Origin of the sequence: Aeromonas sp. S11(2024), from assembly GCF_041402345.1 — a bacterium.
In the GTDB taxonomy this organism is placed as follows: domain Bacteria; phylum Pseudomonadota; class Gammaproteobacteria; order Enterobacterales; family Aeromonadaceae; genus Aeromonas; species Aeromonas veronii.
On record NZ_JBGLRC010000007.1, the window covers coordinates 65801 to 80247 of the forward strand.

Annotated in this window: 13 protein-coding genes; 7 read left to right on the top strand and 6 right to left on the bottom strand. The window is 58.8% G+C overall.

Translation table 11 applies throughout. The features are described from left to right. Positions 1-61: 61 nt before the first annotated feature. Positions 62-1471 carry a glutamate--ammonia ligase gene (gene glnA, locus ACB040_RS08370; RefSeq protein WP_005339672.1) on the bottom strand — a complete coding sequence of 470 codons (1410 nt, stop codon included), beginning with the start codon at positions 1469-1471 and terminating at the stop codon, positions 62-64. A 351-nt stretch (positions 1472-1822) separates the two neighbouring features. On the opposite strand from glnA, the gene typA reads away from it, so the two are divergent. Continuing rightward, positions 1823-3634, top strand: a complete 1812-nt coding sequence (gene typA, locus ACB040_RS08375; RefSeq protein WP_005339679.1) for a translational GTPase TypA — start codon at positions 1823-1825, stop codon at positions 3632-3634. Positions 3635-3884: 250 nt separating this feature from the next. Here typA and ACB040_RS08380 read toward each other — a convergent pair whose 3' ends face one another. The 5 genes from ACB040_RS08380 to def form a co-directional block, all read right to left on the bottom strand. Continuing rightward, positions 3885-5327 (bottom strand): TrkH family potassium uptake protein, encoded by a 1443-nt coding sequence (locus ACB040_RS08380; protein ID WP_047439011.1) that lies wholly within the window; start codon positions 5325-5327, stop codon positions 3885-3887. Between the two features lie 96 nt (positions 5328-5423). Then, complete coding sequence (gene trkA, locus ACB040_RS08385) at positions 5424-6800, bottom strand: Trk system potassium transporter TrkA (RefSeq protein ID WP_005339689.1); 1377 nt, start codon at positions 6798-6800, stop codon at positions 5424-5426. An 87-nt stretch (positions 6801-6887) separates the two neighbouring features. Next, positions 6888-8180 carry a 16S rRNA (cytosine(967)-C(5))-methyltransferase RsmB gene (rsmB, locus tag ACB040_RS08390; protein ID WP_338772989.1) on the bottom strand — a complete coding sequence of 431 codons (1293 nt, stop codon included), beginning with the start codon at positions 8178-8180 and terminating at the stop codon, positions 6888-6890. Positions 8181-8240: 60 nt separating this feature from the next. After that, positions 8241-9185: a methionyl-tRNA formyltransferase gene (gene fmt / locus ACB040_RS08395; RefSeq protein ID WP_338772987.1), complete on the bottom strand. Its 945-nt coding sequence runs from the start codon at positions 9183-9185 to the stop codon at positions 8241-8243. Between the two features lie 12 nt (positions 9186-9197). Beyond that, positions 9198-9710 carry a peptide deformylase gene (gene def / locus ACB040_RS08400; RefSeq protein WP_005357510.1) on the bottom strand — a complete coding sequence of 171 codons (513 nt, stop codon included), beginning with the start codon at positions 9708-9710 and terminating at the stop codon, positions 9198-9200. Positions 9711-9818: 108 nt separating this feature from the next. Here def and ACB040_RS08405 point away from each other — a divergent pair, with 108 nt between their 5' ends. The 6 genes from ACB040_RS08405 to ACB040_RS08430 all read left to right on the top strand — a co-directional run bounded on the left by ACB040_RS08405 (position 9819) and on the right by ACB040_RS08430 (position 14380). Then, entirely contained in the window at positions 9819-10910 is a 1092-nt protein-coding gene (locus tag ACB040_RS08405; RefSeq protein ID WP_338772985.1) for a LysM peptidoglycan-binding domain-containing protein, read from the top strand. Between the two features lies 1 nt (position 10911). After that, positions 10912-12027, top strand: a complete 1116-nt coding sequence (gene dprA / locus ACB040_RS08410) for a DNA-processing protein DprA (protein WP_338772983.1) — start codon at positions 10912-10914, stop codon at positions 12025-12027. Next, positions 12020-12493 carry a DUF494 family protein gene (locus ACB040_RS08415; protein WP_005339699.1) on the top strand — a complete coding sequence of 158 codons (474 nt, stop codon included), beginning with the start codon at positions 12020-12022 and terminating at the stop codon, positions 12491-12493. The genes dprA and ACB040_RS08415 overlap by 8 nt, the downstream gene beginning before the upstream one ends. A gap of 55 nt (positions 12494-12548) precedes the next feature. Next, the gene (locus ACB040_RS08420) at positions 12549-13106 is read left to right on the top strand and encodes a type I DNA topoisomerase (RefSeq protein ID WP_005339702.1); all 558 of its coding nucleotides are present in this window, start codon (positions 12549-12551) and stop codon (positions 13104-13106) included. A 74-nt stretch (positions 13107-13180) separates the two neighbouring features. Beyond that, positions 13181-13684: a 5-(carboxyamino)imidazole ribonucleotide mutase gene (gene purE / locus ACB040_RS08425; RefSeq protein ID WP_005339704.1), complete on the top strand. Its 504-nt coding sequence runs from the start codon at positions 13181-13183 to the stop codon at positions 13682-13684. Positions 13685-13819: 135 nt separating this feature from the next. Next, the gene (locus tag ACB040_RS08430; protein ID WP_005356244.1) at positions 13820-14380 is read left to right on the top strand and encodes a Sua5/YciO/YrdC/YwlC family protein; all 561 of its coding nucleotides are present in this window, start codon (positions 13820-13822) and stop codon (positions 14378-14380) included. Positions 14381-14447: the final 67 nt, after the last annotated feature.

Consider the following 14447-nt stretch of genomic DNA (forward strand, 5'->3'; position numbering starts at 1 on the left):
ATGGCGGGTTTTGTCACGATTAAGCAAGCTGACCTGATTTAAACGGCCAGTCTGCTGAGACTTAGACGGAGTAGTACAGTTCGAACTCCAGCGGGTGCGGGGTCATGCGCACACGGTCAACATCCTGCTGTTTCAGTTCCAGATAGGAGTTGATGAAGTCATCGCTGAACACGCCGCCACGGGTCAGGAACTCGCGGTCAGCATCCAGAGCGGCCAGGGCTTCGTCCAGAGAACCGGCAACGGTCGGCACTTCTGCGGCTTCTTCCGGCGGCAGGTCGTACAAGTTCTTGTCCATGGCATCGCCCGGATGGATCTTGTTGATGATACCGTCCAGACCGGCCATCAGCTGGGCTGCGAAGGCCAGGTACGGGTTGGCAGCCGGATCCGGGAAGCGCACTTCGATACGACGGGCTTTCGGGCTCGGTACCACCGGGATACGGATGGAGGCAGAGCGGTTGCGGGCAGAGTAAGCCAGCATGACCGGTGCTTCATAACCCGGAACCAGACGCTTGTAGGAGTTGGTGGTCGGGTTGGCGAAGGCGTTGATGGCCTTGGCGTGCTTGATGATACCGCCGATGTAGTGCAGAGCCATCTCGGACAGACCGCCGTACAGGTCACCAGCGAACAGGTTGACGCCGTTCTTGGCCAGGGACTGGTGGCAGTGCATGCCGGAGCCGTTGTCACCGAACATGGGTTTCGGCATGAAGGTCACGGTCTTATTGTAGGCGTGGGCCACGTTGTGGATCACGTACTTCAGTACCTGCACTTCGTCAGCTTTCAGCGTAAGAGTGTTGAAGCGGGTAGCGATTTCGTTCTGACCGGCAGTAGCCACTTCGTGGTGGTGAGCTTCAACGACCTGGCCCATCTCTTCCAGCACCAGACACATGGCGGCGCGGATATCCTGGGAGGAGTCGACCGGTGCAACCGGGAAGTAACCGCCTTTCACGAACGGACGGTGACCCTTGTTGCCATGCTCATAGGCAGTGCCGGAGTTCCATGCGGCTTCTTCAGATTCGATTTTCACGAAGCTGTGGCCCATGGTGTTGGAGAAAGTAATGTTGTCGAACATGAAGAATTCCGGCTCCGGCCCGAACAGCACGGTGTCAGCAATGCCGCTGGACTTCAGGAAATCTTCTGCACGTTTGGCGATGGAGCGCGGATCGCGGTCATAGCCCTGCATGGTGGCAGGCTCCAGCACGTCACAAACGATGTTCAGGGTGGTCTCTTCGGTGAACGGGTCCAGCTTGGCGGAGGCTGCGTCCGGCATCAGTACCATGTCGGATTCGTTGATGCCCTTCCAGCCGCCGATGGAGGAACCATCGAACATCTTGCCGTCTTCGAAGAAATCTTCATCAACCTGGTGAGCAGGGATGGATACATGCTGCTCTTTACCCTTGGTGTCGGTAAAGCGCAGATCAACAAACTTGACTTCGTGTTCCTGGATCAGGGCCAAAACGTTCTGGGCTGACATGCTAAGTAACCTCCGGTGTTAAAACTCTCTGGGTGAATGCGTCGTCGTATTCACATAAGCCAGTATCGTGCCAAGTTTGTGACAGCTTGATTTCAGGGCAATCTCGCTGAAGAGGCTCCCCAAAACCAGGCGATCTCGACTCGCGTTGCATCAATTTAGTGCGATGGTGGATCGTTTTGGTGCACTGTAATGGTGCGCGAAATACGGTCACCGCCCATCTAAGCAGGGTTTGTCAGAGAGGTCTATGATCCAGATCTGTTGTTATGCGCGAATGTACTGCAATTCTGCTAGGCAGATCACAAAGGCAAGAGTACAATTAGCGCCCAATTTTACCCGGTGATTGAGGCGAGAATGTTAGAGAATTTACGCAATATTGCGATTATTGCGCACGTTGACCACGGCAAAACGACTCTGGTTGATAAGCTGCTGCAGCAGTCCGGCACCCTGGACCGCTCCACGGAAGGCCAGGAACGGATCATGGACTCCAATGATCTGGAACGGGAACGTGGCATCACCATTCTCGCCAAGAACACTGCGATCCGCTGGAATGACTACCGCATCAACATCGTTGATACCCCGGGTCACGCCGACTTCGGTGGTGAAGTAGAGCGCGTACTGTCCATGGTTGACTCCGTGCTGCTGCTGGTTGACGCCGTAGACGGCCCGATGCCGCAAACCCGTTTCGTGACCCAGAAAGCGTTCGCTCAGGGTCTGAAGCCGATCGTGGTCATCAACAAGGTTGACCGTCCGGGTGCTCGTCCTGACTGGGTAATGGATCAGGTATTCGACCTGTTCGACAACCTGGGCGCGACTGACGAACAGCTGGATTTCAAAGTTGTTTACGCCTCTGCACTGAACGGTTGGGCCACCATGGATCAGGACGTCGAGTCCGAGAACATGGAGCCGCTGTTCCAGGCTATCGTTGACAACGTTGAAGCGCCGAAGGCTGATGCCGAAGGTGGTTTCCAGATGCAGATCTCCCAGCTGGACTACAACTCCTACGTGGGCGTTATCGGTATCGGCCGTATCACTCGTGGTCGCGTCAAGACCAACCAGCAAGTCACCATCGTTGGTGCTGACGGCAAGACCCGTAACGGTAAAGTCGGTCAGGTGCTGGGTTACCTGGGTCTGTCCCGTACTGAAGTTACCGACGCGCAAGCGGGTGACATCATCGCTATCACCGGTCTGGGCGAGCTGAAAATCTCCGACACCATCTGTGACAACGGTGCCGTTGAAGCCCTGCCGCCGCTCTCCGTTGACGAGCCGACCGTGAACATGACCTTCCAGGTCAACACCTCACCGTTCGCCGGTAAAGAGGGCAAGTTCGTGACCTCCCGTAACATTCTGGAGCGTCTGAACCAGGAGCTGGTCCACAACGTGGCCCTGCGCGTGGAAGAGACTGATGATCCGGACAAGTTCCGTGTATCCGGTCGTGGTGAACTGCACCTATCCATCCTGATCGAAAACATGCGTCGCGAAGGTTACGAACTGGCTGTGTCCCGTCCGGAAGTAATCCTGCGTACCGTTGATGGCGTTCTGCAAGAACCGTTCGAAACCGTAACTGTGGACGTTGAAGAAGCGCACCAGGGTTCCGTGATGGAGCAACTGGGTCTGCGTAAGGGCGAAATGACCAACATGACTCCGGATGGCAAGGGTCGTGTCCGTCTGGACTTCATGATCCCGAGCCGTGGCCTGATCGGTTTCCAGACCGAGTTCATGACCATGACCTCAGGTACCGGTCTGCTGTACCACACCTTCGACCACTACGGTCCGCACAAGGGTGGCAGCATCGGCGAGCGTCAGAATGGCGTGCTGATCTCCAACGCTACCGGTAAAGCACTGACTTACGCCCTGTTCGGTCTGCAAGACCGTGGTCGTCTGTTCATCGGTCACGCGACCGAAGTGTACGAAGGCCAGGTGATCGGTATCCACTCCCGTTCCAACGACCTGACTGTTAACTGCCTGAAAGGCAAACAGCTGACCAACATGCGTGCCTCCGGTACCGACGAAGCTCAAGTGCTGACTCCGCCGATCCGCATGACTCTGGAACAGGCTCTCGAGTTCATCGATAACGACGAACTGGTAGAAGTGACTCCGAAGAACATCCGTATCCGCAAGAAATTGCTGACCGAGCTGGATCGTAAGCGCTCTGGCCGTGGTTAATGCCATGTGCTGAGTATCGGCAGCCCTCGCGGCCGCTGACGGTTCACTGATAAACGGACCCAAACCTCTGGTTTGGGTCCGTTTTTTTATGCTTGTGATCCGCTCTGGCCATCCTGATGAGCTCGTTCAGGCCATTAGCAATGGATGATGAGTGGTCTGATAAGCGGCGAACGAAAGTCGTTGGGATGGGTGAGATAAAAAAGCCGCAGCGGATGAACGCTGCGGCTTTTTGCTGGCTTGCAGTAAGGGGTTACTGGCGCCAGAAGGAGGGGAAGAAGAGCACGGCGACCGTCAGGATCTCCAGTCGTCCCAGCAGCATGCCGAATGACAAAAGCCATTTGGCCGATTCCGGCAGGCTGGCAAAGTTGGTGCTGGGACCGACCACCGGGCCCATGCCCGGGCCGACGTTGGCGACAGCGGTGATGGAGCTGGAGATAGCCGTCAGGGGGTCAAGCCCGATGGCGCCCAACAGTGCGGCTATCACCAGAATGATGGCGAAGTAGGCCAGCACGAATGAGATCATCGAGCGGATGATGGCGTCATTGACTGTCCGGCCGTTGTACTTCTGCGGGAACACGGCGGAGGGGTGCATCAGCTGGCGCATCTGCTTTCTGAACAGGGCAAACGCCACCTGCACCCGGAAGATCTTCAGACCACCCGCAGTGGAGCCAGAGCAGGCTCCCAGCGCCAGCAGCACGATGAAGACGATGCTGGCGAGCGGCCCCCAGGTGCCAAAGTCACCAAGGCCGTAGCCGGTGGTGGTGAGCACCGAGACGATGTTGAAGCAGCTGATACGCAGGGCATCCCAGAAGCTGAACAGATCTCTCTCCCACAGATAGAAGGTCATTATGACGGTGACCCAGACCACCAGCCAGAAGAAGCCGCGCACCTGGGCATCCTTGAACAGGCTGTTGTCCCTGTGGTTGAGGCTCTGCACATAGAGCAGGAAGGGCAGGCCGCCGAGGAACATGAACAGGGTGCCAATCCAGTGTGCCGAGTTGGAGAAGTGGGACATGGATTGATCGGAGGTGGAGTAGCCGCCGGTACTGAGAGTGGTCATGGCGTGGTTGATCGCCTCGAACATGTTCATGCCGCTGGCCCAGTAGGCCATGAAGCAGAGCATGGAGAGCACCAGATAGACCACGACGATGTTGTTGGCGACCGTCTTGGCACGCGGGGCGCTTTTGTCCGACCAGTCCGAGCTCTCGGTCTGGAACAGCTTCATACCGCCGACGTTGAGGTAGGGCAGCACGGCTACCGCCATCACGATAAAGCCGACTCCGCCCAGCCACTGCAGGATGGAGCGCCACAACAGGATGCTGTGAGCCATGTTGTCGAGGCCGGAGAGCACGGTAGAGCCCGTGGTGGTCACCCCCGACATGGTCTCGAAGTAGGCGTCGGTGAAGTTGATGTGGGTGATGAAAACAAAAGGCAGGGCGCCGAAGGCGCAGGCTACCACCCAGACCGAGGTGGTGAGCAGGAACATCTCCCGCACCCCCAGATGAAACTCCGCCTTGCGACCATAGTGGAGGCAGAGCAGGGCGGCGCCGTGGGTGATCAGCACGGACTTGAGAAACTCGACAAATCCCTCTGACCCGGTGAGCAGTGCCAGCAAGGTGGGCAGCCACATGAAGAGCGCCAGCTTGGAGAGCACCAGCCCGAGGGTGAAGATAATGGGACGCAGCTTGATCATGTTCGATAACCTGGTCGTTGATTAACAAAAGACCCGGACCATCCCCTTGGGGGAGCTGAGCCGGGTCTGGTTTGACAGCCTGTGCGCATGAAGACGTTACAGGAAGAAGGGGCTTGGCTGGAATAGCCGCTCCACTTCCGGGATGTACTTCTTGTCCACCAGGAACATGACCACGTGGTCATCCTGCTGGATTTTGGTGCGATCGTGGGCGATCAGTACCTCATCCCCGCGCACCACGGCACCGATGGTGGTGCCCGGCGGCAGCTTGAGCTCGCCCACCGTCTTGCCGACCACCTTGGAGGTGTTCTCATCGCCGTGGGCAATCGCCTCGATCGCCTCGGCCGCGCCGCGGCGCAGGCTGTAGACGTTGGCGATATCGGCCCGACGCACGTGTGTCAGCAGGGCCGAGATGGTGGCCTGCTGGGGCGAGATGGCGATATCGATGGAGCCACCCTGCACCAGATCGACGTAGGCGCCGCGCTGGATCAGCACCATGGTCTTCTTGGCGCCCATCTTCTTGGCGAGCAGCGCCGACATGATGTTGGCCTCATCCTCGTTGGTCACGGCGATGAAGACGTCGATCTGGTCGATGTGCTCCTCGGCCAGCAGCTCCTGATCCGCCGCATCGCCGCAGAAGACGATGGTGTTCTCCAGCAGTTCGGAGAGCTGCTCCGCCCGCTTCTGATTGCGCTCGATGAGCTTGACGCTGTAGCGCTTCTCCAGCTGGCGGGCAAGGCCCGCGCCGATGTTGCCGCCACCGACGATCATGATGCGTCGGTAGGGGCTCTCGAGGCGCTGAAGTTCAGACATCACGGCACGGATATGGCCCGCGGCGGCGACGAAGAAGACCTCGTCATCCGCTTCGATGATGGTGGTGCCTTGCGGACGGATCGGGCGGCCCTGACGGAAGATGGCCGCTACCCGAGTTTCGATGTTGGGCATGTGCTCACGCAGGGTGGAGAGGGCGTTGCCCACCAGCGGGCCACCGTAGTAGGCCTTGACCGCCACCAGACCAACGCGGCCACCTGCAAAATCAACCACTTGCAGGGCGCCCGGGTATTCGATCAGGCGACGCACATAGTCGGTCACCAGCTGCTCCGGCGCGATCAGGTGATCCACCGGCACCGATTCCGGCAGGAACAGGCGATCCCGCTCGGTCAGATAGGCGGGCGAACGGATCCGCGCCACCTTGTTCGGGGTGTTGAACAGGGAGTAGGCGACCTGACAGGCGATCATGTTGGTCTCGTCACTGTTGGTGACGGCGACCAGCATGTCGGCATCCTGAGCCCCCGCTTCGCGCAGCACCTTGGGGTGAGCGCCATGGCCGTTGACCACCCGCAGGTCAAACTTGTCCTGCAGTTCGCGCAGGCGCTCGCTGTCGGTATCGACGATGGTGATGTCGTTGTTCTCTCCGGCCAGGTTCTCGGCCAGAGTGCCGCCGACCTGGCCGGCTCCCAAAATGATGATTTTCATAGGGAACGTCTACTCACGTTGATGCTGTAAAGGGGGGCGCCAGAATGGATCTGGCAGCTCTCCCGAATGAGGTTTGTCATGCCCGGCTCAGAGCTTGACCAGTTTGGCGTAGTAGAAGCCATCCATCTCGGCTTCACCTGGCAGGAACTGGCGACCAGGGCAATCCGGAGTGTCCTGTTCGTGCAACGGTACCAATTTGGCATCTTTGGTCGCGGCAAGGAAGGCGCGGATCTGGTCGCGGTTCTCTTCCGGCAGGACGGAGCAGGTAGCGTAGAGCAGGGTGCCGCCGCTCTTCAGCTTGCCCCAGAGGGCGTTCAGAATACGGCGCTGCAGCTCGGCCAGCTCGCGGATGTCCTGATCACGGCGCAACCACTTGATGTCTGGGTGGCGGCGGATGACGCCAGTGGCGGAGCAGGGGGCATCCAGCAGGATGCGGTCGAACTGGCCCTCCGGCCACCACTGTTCCGGCGCCGCGGCATCGCCATGGATCACTTTGGCGGTCAGGCCGATGCGATCCAGGTTCTCCTGCACCCGCTTGAGGCGGTTCTCGTCGGCATCAACGGCGACCACTCCGGCCAGCTTGGGCTGACGCTCCAGCAGGTGGGCGGTCTTGCCGCCGGGGGCGGCGCAGGCATCCAGCACCCACTCGCCCGGTTGCGGGTCGAGCAGTGCCGCGGCCTGTTGTGCTGCACCATCCTGTACCGAGCAGTCACCGACCTCGAAGCCGGGCAGCTTGGTCACATCGCAGGGACGCTCCAGCAGGATGCAATCCTCGCCCTCTTCACCGGCCACGGCATTGATGCCGGCTTCGGCCATGCGAGCCAGCATGGTATCGCGGCTCTGGCGCTGGCTATTGTTGCGGATCCACATGGGGGGACGCTGGTTGTTCGCCTCCATGATGAATTCCCACTCATCGTGATAGGCCTGACGCAGGCGCTTGGTGAGCCACTCCGGATGACCGAGGCGAATGCTGGGAACACGGTCGATGCGCAGCAGAATGACTTCGGCGCTGCGCTGGAAGTTGCGCAGCACGCCGTTGATGAGGCCACGCAGGGAGGTGCCCTTGAGCAGTTTGACGGCGTTGACGGTCTCGGCCACCGCGGCGTGAGCCGGAATGCGGGTGTAGATGAGCTGATAGAGACCGACCAGGATCAGGTAGTGGAAAATGCGGCTCTTGTTCTTGAGTGGCTTGTCCATCATCTCGTTGACTGCCGCATCGAGGCGGGGCAGCCAGCGCAGGGTGCCGTAGCAGAGTTCTTGCAGGAGAGCGCGATCGCGAGGTGCAACCTTCTCCTGGGCAGCAGGCAGAACAGCGGAGAGGGATTGACCCTGATCCAGCACCTGTTGAATAACGAGAGCGGCCTGTGCACGTGTTTTCATAGAGTTACCTTAGATGCGCAAGTCGGGGCCTGGGCCCCGCTTGTGTCAATTCAATCCAGTTCAATTCAATTGCGTGCCGGGTTCAAACCAGTCGCGGCGAGAGTTGAGCAGATCCGAAACGGACATCGCTTTCTTGCCGGGCGGTTGCAGGGTCAGCAGGCGCAGTACCCCTTTGCCGGTGGCGATATCGATCCCCTGCTTGTCGGCCTTGAGCAGGGTGCCGGCGGGTTGGCCGTGGTCGCTATCCACCACTGCGGCTTGCCACACCTTGACGGTCTGGTCAGCCACTTCAAACCAGCTGATGGGCCAGGGGTTGAACGAGCGGATGCAGCGTTCGATGGCAACAGCCTCCATCGACCAGTCGATACGGGCCTCTTCCTTGGAGAGCTTCTCGGCGTAGTTTGCCTGCGCATCATCTTGTGCCTCGGCAGCGGTTTCACCGGCGGCCATGGCATTGATGGTGTCGACCAGCGCCTGTGGACCCAGCTCGGCCAGCTTGTCATAGAGGCTGGCGGAGGTCTCATCGGCGGCGATGGGGCAGCTAACCTTGCGGATCATGGCGCCGGTATCCAGTCCCACATCCATCTGCATGATGGTGACGCCGGTTTCGGCATCGCCCGCCCAGATAGAGCGCTGGATCGGTGCGGCACCGCGCCAGCGGGGCAGCAGGGAGCCATGGACGTTGATGCAGCCCAGCCGCGGGGTATCGAGTACCACCTTGGGCAGGATCAGGCCATAGGCCACCACCACCATCAGGTCGGCACCCAGTGCAGCAAGCTCGGCCTGCGCCTCTTCCTTGCGCAGAGAGGCAGGTTGGTAAACCGGCAGGTTGTGGGCCAGTGCCAGCTCTTTGACCGGGCTGGCGGTGAGCTTCTGGCCACGGCCAGCAGGCTTGTCAGGCTGGGTATAAACGGCAACGACCTCGTGGTCGGAAGACAACAACGCCGCCAGGTGACGGGCGGCGAAGTCGGGAGTACCGGCAAAAATCAGTTTCAGCTTATTCAATGGGGCAGATCCTCAGAGGACTTTGCGATCTTCACGGGCCATCTTTTCCAGCTTCTGGCGAATGCGCTGGCGCTTGAGCGGGGACAAGTAATCCACAAACAGCTTGCCGACCAGATGATCCATCTCATGCTGGATGCAGATGGCGAGCAGATCGTCGGCTTCCAGCTCGAACGGCTTGCCGTTGCGATCCAGGGCGCGGATTTTGATCTGTTCGGCGCGAGGCACCAGAGCACGGCTGCCGGGCACGGAGAGGCAACCCTCTTCAATGCCGGTGCTGCCGCACTGCTCGATGACCTCCGGATTGATCAATACCAGAGGATCTTCACGGTTTTCAGAGACATCGATCACTATGATGCGCTGGTGAATGTCGACCTGAGTCGCGGCTAGGCCAATGCCTTCCTCCGCGTACATGGTTTCGAACATATCATCTACAATCTGTTGTAACTCGGGTGTAAAGGTCTCGACAGGGGCTGCAACGGTGCGCAGGCGCTCATCGGGAAAACGCAATACATCTAGAATGGCCATAGTTTTTTCTTTAGTTTCGTATAAATGCAGTCAATATTGGCGTAATTCTAGTCATTTACGCCGACAAAAAACAGCAACACTTTGCGTACAGAAGTAACAGGGAGTGTTATGTATCTGAAGCAAACCATCCTCGCCTGCCTGCTGGTGACCGTGAGTCAGGCAGCATTGGCCGATCAGCTCAGGCTGAAAGCGGGTTACCCCGAAAGTTATGTAGTGCAAAAAGGCGACACCCTGTGGGATATCTCCGGCAAGTATCTTTCCGAACCCTGGCTCTGGCCCCGTCTCTGGAACATCAATCCGCAGATTGCCAATCCTCACTGGATCTACCCCGGTGATGTACTGCATCTGAGCTGGGTCAATGGTGAACCCCGGCTCGGCAAGGCGATGCAGGGTGGCAAGCAAGTTATCCGTCTCGGCCCGAAAACCCGTTACGAGAACAAAGCCAACCCCATTCCGACCCTGCCTATCAGCGAGATCGGCCCCTTCCTGCAAACCGACCATATTCTGGCTGACAGCCAGCAGCAGAAAACCTTGCCCTATCTGCTGGGGTCGGATCAGAAACATATCGGCATGCTGGAGGGGGACACCCTCTATGTGCAGGGCTCCCTGACACCGGGGCAGGTCTATGGCATTTATCACCCCGGAGTGGTCTACAAGGATCGCGAAACCGGTGAACTGCTGGGCCAGGAGGCGATCTTTGCCGGTGTGGTGCGGGCCGTGGCGCGTCTTGATGGCGATCGGACCGAGGTGATGCTGACTCATAACCAGCGCGAAGTGCTGCAGGGCGACAAGGTGATGCCGCTGCCCGTTCAGGAAAACATGCCCGCCGTCTTCACACCGAAAGCGGCACCTGCCATCACGCCGGGCTATATCATCGATTTGCCGAACAAGACCCGGGGCGGTGGCAAGTTTGATGTGGTGCTGATCAACCGGGGTGGCCGCGATCAACTGGTCGCCGGGGATGTACTGGATGTCAGACGGCCCGGTGCTGCTCTGGTGACCAAGAATGGCGATGTGCAGTACAAGGAGCTCTCGTCGGTTTTTAACCGGGTGTTTTACAGCAGCAACAAGAAGGCACCACTGCCCTCTGAAGCGATTGCCCGTGTCATGTTGTTCAAGGTGTATGACAAGGTGAGTTATGGTCTCATCATGCAGAGTAACGACATGGTGAGTGCGGGTTATCAGGTCACTCACTTCTGACGTGAATTATCCCGACGCGCGTCTGGCGCTCTGGCTAACTCTCGATACGGTCACCGGTATTGGTCCGGTGACCGCTGCACGTCTGCTGGAACGGGCCGGGGGAAGTACTGATACCCTGTTCCAGAGCGATGAAGCGCAGCTGCATGGTATGGGGTTGTCGTCAGAGCAGATCAAACAACTGCGCTGGCCCTCGCCTGTGGTTGAGCAGAGCCTGGCTTGGGCCGCTTTGCCTGACAATCACCTTATTCCGCAAGATCACCCGATTTATCCACCCTTGTTGCGGGAAATTCCTGCGGCACCCCTGTTGCTCTACTGTCGTGGCGATCTTGCTGCGCTGTCGCTACCCCAGCTGGCAATGGTGGGGACACGCCATCCTACCTATGCAGGCAAAGATAATGCCTCCCGCCTTTGTAGCGAGCTGGTTGGATGCGGGTTAGCGATCACCTCGGGCCTTGCGCTTGGTATCGATGGTGTTTGCCATCAGCAAGCGCTGGCTGGTGGCGGTATCACCCTTGCCGTATTGGGTTCCGGGCTGGATTGCCTCTACCCCAAACGCCATCAGGGGCTGGCAGGCCAGATTCTGGAGAGCGGTGGTTTGCTTATCTCCGAGCTGGCGCCGGATAAAGGACCGCTGGCTGAACATTTTCCTCGTCGCAACCGTATTATCAGTGGTCTGTCGCTGGGAACTCTGGTGGTGGAGGCGACCGAGCAGAGCGGTTCGCTGATCACCGCCCGTTATGCGCTTGAACAGGGGCGCGAAGTGTTTGCAGTGCCCGGCGCCCCGCAAAACGCCCAGGCGATAGGGTGCAACAGATTAATTCAGCAGGGGGCCAAACTTGTGCTGAGTGCGGCCGATATAGTGGAAGAGCTGCCAGAGTGGGTCGCACGGCCACATTCCTCGGTCATACCATCTGAGCAACCGCATAATAGCGAATTGCCTTATGCCGATTTGTTGGATAACGTAGATTATGAGACCACGAGCGTGGATACCGTTGCCGAGCGGGCCCAGCTTCCTGTCGAAGTGGTATTGGGCAGGTTGGTAGAGCTGGAGCTGGCCGGTGCAGTGATGGCGGTAGCCGGTGGATACGTCAGAGCGAGGAGGGCGAATCATGTTTGATGTATTGATGTACCTTTTCGAGACCTACATCCACAGCGATGCAGATGTGATGGTCGAGCAGGATGAGCTCACCGACGAGTTGAGCCGGGCCGGTTTCGATAAAGAAGAGATCGACAAGGCGCTCGACTGGCTGGAGCGGCTGGCCAATCTGCACGATAGCGAGCGGGAGGTCTATGTTACCGCCAGCGCGCAAGGCTCGATGCGTATCTATGCTCCGCAAGAGCTGGCACGCCTCAGCACCGAGTGCCGCGGCTTCCTGCTCTTTCTGGAACAGGCCCAGGTGCTGAATGCCGAAACCCGCGAGATCTGTATCGAGCGCCTGCTCGAGCTGGACAAGCCGGATATCGAGCTGGATGACCTGAAGTGGGTCGTCATGATGGTGCTGTTCAACGTACCGGGCAGTGAAAATGCCTACCAGCAGATGGAAGAGCTGGTGTTTGATGAGTCAGACGGCGTCATTCACTGACAGTCCGGTGCCGCGCTGGTAGAATTCAGGCCATCTGGATTTCAAGGCGCGGCCCATGTCAAAAATCGATCATCACCTCTTTTCAGCCCACGAACATGCCTTCGAGCGCGAGCCGTGCCCGCAGTGCGGGGCCGAGCTGGTGATCCGCCAGGGCAAACATGGCCCCTTTCTCGGCTGTTCTGCCTATCCTGCCTGTGATTACATACGCTCCCTGACGCCATCCGGCCGCGACATCGAAAAGGTGCTCGAAGGCTCTGCTTGTCCCGATTGCGGAGAGCCGCTGGCGATCAAGAAGGGGCGTTACGGCTTGTTTGTCGGCTGCACCCAGTATCCGGCCTGCCAACACATTGAGTCCCTGCAGGAGAGCGATGATACCCAGATCCTCTGCCCCGAGTGCGGCAAAGGTCATCTGGTGAGCCGCACCTCCCGCTACGGCAAGCAGTTTTACTCCTGTGATGGCTATCCCCATTGCAAATATGTGGTGAACGACAAGCCGATCCCCATGCCTTGTCCCGCGTGTGGCTGGGGCATCATGGTGGAAAAAAAAGTGAGGGGAACGCTGCGTTGGGTCTGTCCGCAAAAGAAATGCGGCCACCAAAGTGAGCAGGTATAATCCCGCCGCCGCAACCGGATTGAAACGTTTTCGGTGAGCTTCACCCCCCCACTTGGAGTAAGGAAATTCCCACCATGAATAAACCCTTTGTTGCCGTATTGATGGGCTCTGATTCTGATTTCCCCGTGATGCAGACTACCCTCGAGGTGCTCAAGTCATTTGATATCGCAGTGGAAGTCAAAGTCACCTCCGCGCACCGCACGCCGGCTGCGACCCATCAGTATGTGACCGATGCCGAGGCCCGTGGCTGCAAGGTCTTTATCTGTGCTGCCGGTCTGGCGGCGCATCTGGCGGGTGCCGTAGCCGGCATCACGACTCGTCCCGTGATCGGGGTGCCCATCGATGGTGGCCCGCTCAAGGGGCTGGATGCGCTGCTCTCCACCGTGCAGATGCCGGGTGGTGTACCGGTAGCGACCGTGGCGATCGGCAAAGCCGGTGCCAAGAACGCAGGTTATCTGGCAGCCCAGATGCTGGCAGTAGCCGATGATGAACTGGCGGCCAAGGTTCGGGCCGAACGCCAGAAGAATGCCGAAGAGGTGATGGCCAAGGATGCCGCCCTGCAGGCTCAACTCAAGTAAGTGAACGGGTGGCGCTCCGGATGTGTCGTATTTTTCCTGTGCTACAGCAAAACGTCATTTTGCCATGGTCGCCGCCATACGGATTCAACTTGCTACTAAGTGACGAGGCGGCAGCTTGGCTGCCGCATTTTTCCTATGCCAAATGAATTTGAACAGGCGGTTGCCGCCCTCCAGCAGGAAGGGGTGATTGCTTATGCGACCGAGGCCGTGTTTGGTCTGGGATGTGATCCCGACTCCGAAGTGGCGGTGCAGCGACTGCTGGCCATCAAACAGCGTCCGGTGGAGAAGGGGTTGATCCTGATTGCTGCGGACGTAGAGCAATTGCAGGATTACATCGATCTGAGCCAACTTAGCGGTGAACAACTGGCTCGGGTTGAAGCCAGCTGGCCCGGCCCCTTTACCTGGATCATGCCTGCCCGTGCAACGACGCCAGCCTGGCTGACCGGGCAGTTCGAGACCCTCGCGGTACGCGTGACGGCTCATCCTCAGGTTCAGGCGTTGTGTCGCGCCTTTGGCAAGCCGCTGGTCTCTACCAGCGCCAACCTGACCGGTGAGGAGCCTGCCCGTCGGGTGGCCGATATCGGTGAGCGGCTGGCAAGCAAGTTAGCCTATATCCTGCCCGGTGAAGTGGGTGGTCAAGCTAACCCATCCGAGATCAAGGACGCCCGAACCGGCGCCATTATTCGCCCCTCCTGAGCAGGCGGATACGTCATGATTTGCTATCAATCCGCTGAGCGGTGAGCTCACCAGATTGATTTAACTA